General features: G+C 52.5%; 6 protein-coding genes. All 6 read left to right on the top strand.

Annotated elements, in window-relative coordinates:
* The coding region (locus ABJN75_RS04085; protein ID WP_348437114.1) for a thiamine pyrophosphate-dependent enzyme at window positions 1–934 on the top strand (934 nt) is incomplete at its 5' end.
* A gap of 148 nt (window positions 935–1,082) precedes the next feature.
* Window positions 1,083–2,246 (top strand): Gfo/Idh/MocA family oxidoreductase, encoded by a 1,164-nt coding sequence (locus ABJN75_RS04090; RefSeq protein ID WP_348437116.1) that lies wholly within the window; start codon window positions 1,083–1,085, stop codon window positions 2,244–2,246.
* A 27-nt stretch (window positions 2,247–2,273) separates the two neighbouring features.
* Window positions 2,274–3,305 carry a substrate-binding domain-containing protein gene (locus ABJN75_RS04095; protein ID WP_348437118.1) on the top strand — a complete coding sequence of 344 codons (1,032 nt, stop codon included), beginning with the start codon at window positions 2,274–2,276 and terminating at the stop codon, window positions 3,303–3,305.
* Window positions 3,306–3,364: 59 nt separating this feature from the next.
* Window positions 3,365–4,888 carry a sugar ABC transporter ATP-binding protein gene (locus ABJN75_RS04100; RefSeq protein WP_348437120.1) on the top strand — a complete coding sequence of 508 codons (1,524 nt, stop codon included), beginning with the start codon at window positions 3,365–3,367 and terminating at the stop codon, window positions 4,886–4,888.
* On the top strand, window positions 4,885–6,018 hold the full coding sequence (locus ABJN75_RS04105) for a hypothetical protein (RefSeq protein ID WP_348437122.1): 1,134 nt from the start codon (window positions 4,885–4,887) through the stop codon (window positions 6,016–6,018). Before ABJN75_RS04100 ends, ABJN75_RS04105 begins: the two co-directional genes overlap by 4 nt.
* 13 nt (window positions 6,019–6,031) lie before the next feature.
* Entirely contained in the window at window positions 6,032–7,087 is a 1,056-nt protein-coding gene (locus tag ABJN75_RS04110) for a sugar phosphate isomerase/epimerase family protein (protein ID WP_348437124.1), read from the top strand.
* Window positions 7,088–7,737 lie beyond the last annotated feature (650 nt).

Raw genomic sequence — 7,737 nt, forward strand, 5'->3', positions numbered from 1 at the left:
GCAAACCTTGTTCCAGAACAAGGATGTCAAGTTCGCCAGCATCAACATTACAGGGCGCGATACGGTAAAGCTCGGTGCCGAGCCGATCGTAGCCGATGCACGCGAAGGGCTGGCCGCGTTGTCGGCTGCCGCCGCGGAAGCTGGTGTTGTGCCGCAGCCGGCATGTCGCGAAGAAATGATCAAAGCCGTACGCGATTGGACAGAGCTTGCGGAGCCGACCCTGGTGGCAAAGCCGGGTGCCTTGATGGCGCAGGCGCAGGCACTTTCTATCGTCAATCAAGCCGCGAGGCCGAATTCCTACGTGGTAGGTGCGGCGGGAAGCTTGCCTGGTGACATTGCCAAGCTCTGGGATACCCGGGACGGCAAAAAGGTGCATCTGGAGTTTGGTTTCTCCTGCATGACCTACGAAATCCCCGCCGGCATAGGCCTTGTTCAGGCCGGGCAGGAAAACGTCTACGTGATGATCGGCGACGGCACCTACCTGATGAATCCGAACGATCTGCTGGTAGCGGCGCGCGAGCGTCTCAAGCTGACGGTCTGCGTCTTCGTCAATCATGGCTACCAGATCATTCGCGACCTGCAGGTGCTCACTACGGGCTCCAGCTTCTCCACCGAGTTTCGCGGGCGAGACAATGCGGGGCAACTCAACGGGGCCTATCTCGATATCGATATCGCCAAGAATGCCGAGAGCCTGGGTGCCCGCGTTCACAGGGCGACGACGCCGGAAGAGCTCAAGGAGGCGCTTGCCGCCGCGGATGCGGATCCGGGCCTCAACGTGGTCGTCATCGAGGTTGATCCCCACAAGATGTCGGTGGGCACCAAATACAGCTTCTGGGATATCGCGCCGCCGGAGATGTCTGCGGACCCGGCCGCGCAAGAGATACGACGCAATTACGAGAAGCGGCGCGACGAGCTTCAACGCCATCATCTCTAACCACATCGTCACAGGGTCAGCCGGGCTAAATAACAGGATTCCATCCCAACAGCGGTCGTGATGCGGAACGGGAACCTGCTTGCTTTCTGTCGCGCACGAGGAATCCCGGTGGTGCGTCCCTCATTTTAAGTAATAGGAGTCGACCAATATGAGAAACCTGAATGTAGCCATGATTGGAAGCGGGTTTATGGGGCGTGCCCATGCGCTCGCAATGGCATCCGCACCCATTTATTTTCATGATTTGAACGTGAATCCAGTTCGCACTGTTCTGGTCGACGTAAACGAGTCGCTGGCTGAAAGCGCTCGAAAGAGGTTCGGTTTTGCTGAGGCGACAACCGACTGGCGGGGTGTCGTCGCGCGACCAGATATTGATGCGGTTCTCATTTGTACGCCGAACGATGTGCATGTTGATATCGCAATAGAGGCTGCAAAGAACAAAAAGCATATACTGTGCGAAAAGCCGCTCGCTTCAAAGCTTGATGATGCGCAAAAAATGCTGGCCGCGGTGAGGGAGGCTGGTATCACGCACATGGTTGCTCATAACTACAGGCATACCCCCGCCGTAGCGTTGGCCAAACAGATCATCGATGCTGGTGAAATCGGTGAAGTTCTCACCTTTCGTGGACACTATATGCAGGATTGGTCGGCCGATCCGGATACCCCGTTATCCTGGCGGTTCTCCAAGGCGAAATCTGGTTCCGGAACTATTGGAGATATAGGCTCGCATGTGCTCGACATGGCTCGCTATCTGGTGGGTGAGATCGCTGAAGTCTGCGGCGAGCTAGATACATTTGTCCAGAAGCGGCCGATCCAGTCGGGGGCTTATGACAAGATGGGTGCATCAATAAAGAATGCCGATGCGGAACGTGGCGACGTCGATGTTGATGACTACGCAATCTCCTTGTTGAAGTTTGACAACGGCGCGCGAGGTTCGTTGGAAGCATCTCGAAATTCTTGGGGGCGTCACAACTACCTCGGTTTTGAAATTCAAGGACGATTGGGAAGCATCGTTTTTAACTACGAGCGCCTGAATGAACTACAAGTGATGAATTCACGCGGCAATGCAGCGCGGGCTGGATTTACAACAATCTATTCTGGCCCCCTACACCCCTATGGTGAGTATCTCTGGCCAGTGCCGGGTACTGGGGTCGGCTATCTCGATATAAAGATTATCGAATGCCGTAATTTTTTGCTCGCAATTGAGGCCGGACGATTCGGGGCCCCTTCATTTGAGGATGGGTACAGGATCGCGAAAATCTGCGACTGCATTGAACAATCTAGTAGCAGCAGATCATGGGTAAGGACCCACTAGTTCAACATAAATGTGGAGGAGAATGCTATGCAAAAAACGATAATTGGTGCCATGCTTTTGGCGTCTATCAGCGTGCCGGGTGTTGAAGCGCAGGCTAAAGATAATAGCGAGATTACCGTAGCTGTCGCTATGAAGACACAGGTGCAGCGTCGCTGGGCGTTCGATGCGCGGGCAATGGAGGAAGAGGCCGAGCGCCTGGGTATTAAACTTCTGTTCCAGTGGGCGAATGACAATCCGACTACCCAGGCTTCACAGGTCGAAAATTTGCTCAGTCAGCAGCCCGACGCTCTAATTATCGTGCCAGTTGACAGCAAGACATCGGGCCGTTTGGTCCGAATGGCCAAAGAACAGAACGTGCCTGTGGTAGCCTACGATAACGCTGTTGCAAGCGAGAAGGTCGATTTCTACGTTCAGCGCGACAATGAATTGGTGGGCAAATTGCAGGCCGATGCAGCATTACGGATGGCACCGGACGGCACCTTCGCGTTGGTTAAGGGCGACCCCTCCATGGCAACAGCGCAAGACATCGGGAAGTCGTATCAGAAGCTCTTGGTAGAAAACAAGAATGTTAAAATTGTATTCGATCAGTACATCAATGGATGGAATCCTAAAACCGCCCTCGACAATGCTGAAAATATACTCAGTGCACAGAACGATGATGTACAAGGCTTTGTAACATCTAACGATGGTATGGCAGCGGGCGTCGCACAAGCAATCAAAGGTCGTAATCTCGAAGGGAAGGTATTCCTCTCGGGGCTGGACGTCGATCCGGCGAACTTTCGATTGATCTATGAAGGCGTGCAAACGATGTCTGTCTGGACTGACATTCAGGAGGAGGCTTCGGTAGCGGTTCAGGCGGCTGTTGAGCTTGCTAAGGGCAATCCATTATCCCTCAAGACTCAGATGATGGACTTCGGCGCTGGTGAGATCCCAACCTTTCTTGTAAACGTTGTAGAGGTCAATCAAGGAAATTTGTGCGAATTCATGAACGAAATCGCCCCGAACGGCTGGATTGATCCTGCTGAAGTTTTCGCCGACTCGAAGAACCCGTGCGAATAAAGTAGCAATGGGCGGTGGCCACTGTGTCGCCGCCCTTCCTTCAGCGGAAGCAAATAAAGATGAACAGTCCTATACTGTCAATGTCTGGTGTTGGGAAAGAGTTTTCTGGCATCACCGTGTTGAACAACATTGATTTCCAAGTCCACGCGGGTGAGGTCGTCGCGGTCGTGGGCGAAAACGGTGCTGGCAAATCTACCCTAATAAAAATTATTGCGGGCGTTCACCCAGCCGGTAGCTATAGGGGGAATGTTGAGGTTCACGGTAGCGATAAGGCCTATACGTCTGTAGCGGAGGCTGAACGTGATGGGGTCGTACTCGTTTCACAGGAACTTCACGTTGCGCCTGAACTTTCCGTTGCAGAGAATATGCTCATGGGGCGCCTCCCAACTCGTTTTGGAATGGTTGACAGACGAGAGGCAGCCCGGCTGACACGAGATTTCTTAGACTTTTTTGAAATGAAAGTTCTGCCCGATACCCCTATGGGCAAGTTAGCTCCTTCTGAGCAGCGCATGGTGACGATCACAGCCGCGATGGCGAAGGACGCCAAGTTGTTGCTGTTGGATGAGCCGACCGCCTCATTGACGGACGGCGAGGCAGCACATCTCTTCGATCGCATTCGCCAAATAACTGCGCAGGGCGTCGGCGTTATCTATATATCGCACCGGCTGGACGAATTGGAAGAGTTGGCCGATCGCGTGTACGTCATGCGCAACGGGGAACATACAGCGACCTTTCCTACCGCGAAAGGTCGAAGACCCGAGATCATCCGAGCCATGATCGGAAAGGACCCGGAGACGCGACCGGCAAGGGCTAGTGCGGACGAGTACTCTGTCGCCTTCCAGGCGAGGAAGATCTGTGTCTACGATAAGCATTTTCCCGATCGCCTTAGGGTGGATCATGTGGATCTGGACCTTCGGGTGGGAGAGATCTTGGGATTGTTCGGCTTGGTGGGTGCGGGACGAACAGAGTTTGCAAAGGCAATTTTTGGGGCTTGGGACGGCAGGGCAACAGGGGAGTTCTCCGGACTGGGACTTTCTGATTTGCCTACGACGCCAGCAGAAGCGATCAGGGCCGGTATGGCCATGCTGACGGAGGACCGAAAGCAGACGGGTGTTGTTCATGGACAAAGCGCAATGGTCAATATTGGTGTGCCTAGTCTCAGCCAGGTGTCCAGCTACGGATTCATTTCTAACGAAGACGAACGCGTACGAAGCGAACAGCTATTCGCCGCATTGGGTGTGAGGCCAAGTCGCATCGACATGAACCTCGAACATTTCAGTGGTGGTAACCAGCAAAAGGTCTTGTTGTCACGCTGGCTGTCCACAAAGCCCAAACTCTTCATAGTCGACGAGCCAACCTACGGTGTCGATATTGGCGCTAGAGCCGACATCTATAAGGCATTACGTGAAATAGCTGACAGTGGCTGTTCAGTGTTGATGATTTCTAGTGACATGAATGAAATTCGCGAGGAATGCGACCGTATCGCCGTCATGTACAAAGGCAAGATAACCGCCCACTTGCCCATCGGAACCGAGCGCCATCAGCTTATGGCGGCGGCTACAGGAGTAGTAAAAGGATCATGAATATTATACTTCAAACCAAGATTGACAACGATATCAATCGTTGGCGCGTTGGCTCTTGGGCCGGTCGTTTTGTTGCGATGGCCGCGATCTTCATTTGCTTGGCTCTGGCCTTTCATTTTCTCTCTGATGGCCTGTTTATTTCCCCCAGGAACATAACACTTTTGTCACGGCAGGCAGCTATTGCCATGTTGCTTGCTGCAGGGGTGTCGATTTTGATTGTTATGGGGGAGATTGATCTTTCGATCGGTAGCGCGGTCTATCTTTGTAGCATTGTGGCCGCGAGCGCCCAATCGATGTACGGATGGGATACCGTAACAGCTGTTGCTGTCACGATCGTGACGGGGATTGTTTTAGGTGCATGGAACGGCGTATTGGTTACGCGAATTGGCGTGCCGTCCTTCGTCGCGACTCTGGCCGGTTTGCTCGCATTTCGAGGCTTGGGATACTATCTGACGGATGCTGCTACCATCTCGCCAATGGCACCTTCTTTCGTCAACATAAGCGAAGGTTTCGTTCCGGTCGTAACCACGATGTCCATAATTGGGGTGATGGCTGCTGCCAGCATACTATACGTGCTGACGCGGATTCGTCGAGGCCGCCCGCTGATGTGCCTGCTGGTGCTGGTTGTTGCAGGAATTTCGGCTTGGGCTTTTGGTGGCTATCGTGGCATACCAATGGCGATTGTTGTTGTACTTTCTTTTGGCGTGGTTCTGTCGGTGGTGATGCACCGAACCGTGTTCGGTCGCAACAGCTATGTTGTTGGGTCCAATCGCGAAGCCGCGAAGCTAGCCGGTATTTCCGTTCAACGAAATATTTTTGCCGGATTTGTCGTAATGGGCGCGCTATACGGTGTAGCTGCGGTGCTAATGACGGCGCGACTTGATGGTGCGACGCCAACGGCCGGAACCTACATGGAGCTCGACGCAATTGCTGGTGCGGTCATCGGAGGAACATCCCTGCGTGGCGGCATCGGCACAATTGGTGGAGCACTTGTTGGCGCCTTGCTTCTCGTCACTATCGACAATGGGATGAGTCTCCTAAATGTATCCTCTTTCGTCCAAATGGTGGTGAAGGGCCTAGTCTTGCTCGTGGCTGTGGCTTTTGACACCTTCGTCTCCTCAAAAAAATAGAGAAGGTCACGATATGTCTCTCGCAACCATCAAGGGTCCTGCAATATTCTTGGCGCAGTTCCTCTCTGAAGAGCCGCCGTTCAACTCGCTTGAGAGTATTACTCATTGGGCATCCGGGATCGGTTACACTGGTGTCCAGATCCCCGTTTGGGATGATCGTCTTATCGATGTCGCTCTTGCCGCGGAAAGTAAGACATATTGCGACGAACTGAAAGGACTGTGCATCCAGAATGGTGTAGAGATCACGGAACTCGCGAGCCATCTGGTCGGACAGTTGGTGGCAACGCACCCAGCACACGATAGCCTATTGAATGCTTTTGCGCCTCAACAGACGCATAGTGACGAAGCGAAGCGAAGGGAATGGGCTATTGCCCGTCTAGGACATATCGCGGCGGCGTCGAAAAACATGGGTTTAGACCGCAGCGTAACATTTAGTGGCAGTTTTTTGTGGCCGTTTCTTTACCCGCACCCAGCTTATCCTAAAGACTTCATCTCCGACGCCTTCGGAGAATTAGTAAAACGTTGGCAACCTATACTTGATATATATAGTGAAAATGGTGTATATTTGTGTTTTGAAATACATCCAATGCAAGACCTTCATGATGGCGTCACTTTTGAAAGGTTTCTTAAACTAACGGACAATCATCCTGCCTGCAAAATAATGTTCGACCCAAGCCATTTCGTCCTTCAATGCATAGATTACGTTTCTTTTATCGACCATTATCATGAGCATATAAAAATGTTTCATGTGAAAGATGCTGAATTTCAAATTAATGGGAAAACTGGGGTTTACGGAGGCTATCTTGACTGGGTCGAGCGAGCGGGGCGGTTTCGCTCGCTGGGTGACGGAACCGTTGATTTCAAAAGGGTATTTTCAAAACTCACGCAGTATGGTTTTGACGGATGGGCGGTTTTGGAGTGGGAATGCTGCCTGAAGAATCATCTTGACGGAGCGAGCGAAGGAAGCCGCTTCATAAGAGATCATATTATCGGTGCGTCGACCAAATCGTTCGATGATTTTGTGGCGGCAGGAAATGGGAAATGCAATTTTGACATCCTGGGCATCTAGGAATGGGTATGAGTAATTTTGTGTATGCAGAAATGGTGAAATTAATGCAATCGCCCCTCGCTCGTGATTTAGGAGTTCTGGTTTTTTGGTGCGGCGCAGAAAATTGACGCGACATGAGGCTATGCAAACCTACTCTAAGTGACGGGGAGGCCCTGTATTTGGAAATCGGTGAAATGCTCGAACTCGGCAGAGATTGCGCGATTGGCGTGGCTTCACAGAAAGCGGTCGACTGCTAGGATATTTGCTGAAACGTCGCATGTCATTGGCGTCTACGAAAGCTGATCCGTCGTCATTCCCCGGGGGCGCTGGATTGACGCCGTGTGCGCGTCCGAACGCAAAGGGCTGGAATTTGAAATCTTTCAAGTCGGCTCTTGGAGAGTGTCGCGACGGTGACGGTCATGACGACCTATGGCCGTTTCCGTCATGTCGATCTGCTAACATCGATGAAACACGAAAATTGGACGCGGATTGAGCTACCCCCCGAAATTTGGACACTGACATAAGCTACGATTTGCAGTCTGCTGGTCTTCGACGGAAAAGGAGATCAGAGATGTCGAAACGCAAACAGCACGCGCCTGAGTTCAAGGCGAAGGTCGCTCTGGAAGCCCTGAAGGGTGAGGAAACTGCTGCCGAGTTGGCGAGCCGGTTCG

The organism is Hoeflea sp., from assembly GCF_039975035.1.
Lineage (GTDB): Bacteria > Pseudomonadota > Alphaproteobacteria > Rhizobiales > Rhizobiaceae > Hoeflea.